Annotated in this window: 1 protein-coding gene and 1 pseudogene; both read right to left on the bottom strand. The window is 56.5% G+C overall.

What is annotated here, in order from left to right; translation table 11 throughout:
• Nucleotides 1-194, bottom strand: a pseudogene (locus tag HKD32_RS15110) (efflux transporter outer membrane subunit); the annotation flags it as partial.
• A gap of 2 nt (nt 195-196) precedes the next feature.
• Nucleotides 197-793 (bottom strand): HlyD family secretion protein (locus tag HKD32_RS15105; RefSeq protein ID WP_194258411.1); only part of this gene is annotated, 597 nt, incomplete at its 5' end.

Genomic DNA, 793 nt, shown 5'->3' with positions numbered 1-793 from the left:
GGATCGTGGAATTGCGCCCACCAGTCCTTCATGTCCGCTTCCGTGCGGGCAATCTCCTCTGCCGTCACCGAGTGAGGCTGCTCAACGAAAGAGTCAGGCACCTTGATCCTGTCTGGCTTGAAATTCGGCCCGACGGTGCAGGCCGTAAGCGACAGACAGGTGCTAAGAGCGAGGGTAAGGAGTTTGCGGGACATGATCAGAGATGATTCTGCAGCCAGGTGGTCAGCTTGCCACGGGCGCCGGGCGTTTCGCGGCCGATCGTGACAGTCGCGGTCATACCGGCCGCAAGGGTGATTTCCGGCGGAACGTTATCCAGTTCCAGACGAACCGGAATACGCTGCGCCAGTCGGACCCAGGTAAAGATCGGATTCACGTCCGGCAGACCCAGACGGTCAGACACACCGTTACGGTCATTAATACCACGACCAATGCTGACGACGTGCGCAGGAAGGATCTGTTTGTATCCCATCAGCTTCACACGGGCTTCATCACCGACATGCACGCCATGCATTTTGGTTTCTTCAAAGTATCCGTTGATCCAGTAACTGTGCGCGTCAATGACAGCCAGACCGGGCTGACCAGCATGGGCATAGTCACCAACCCGAAGATTCAGGTTGGTAATGTAACCGTCAACCGCTGAATAAACCGTCGAACGCTGAAGATTGAGCAGAGCCGTATTCAGTTCAGCTTTCGCCGCATTAACCTTGGCCCGCTGCGTCTCGACATTCGAGTTGAAGTCTTCCTGCTCTTCAGCAGAAACAATGCCCCCCAGCCCCATACGGCGCTTGGCGTC

Origin of the sequence: Gluconobacter japonicus (assembly GCF_015244665.1) — a bacterium.
Classification (GTDB): domain Bacteria; phylum Pseudomonadota; class Alphaproteobacteria; order Acetobacterales; family Acetobacteraceae; genus Gluconobacter; species Gluconobacter japonicus.
This window is presented reverse-complemented; position numbering and strand designations above follow the sequence as displayed.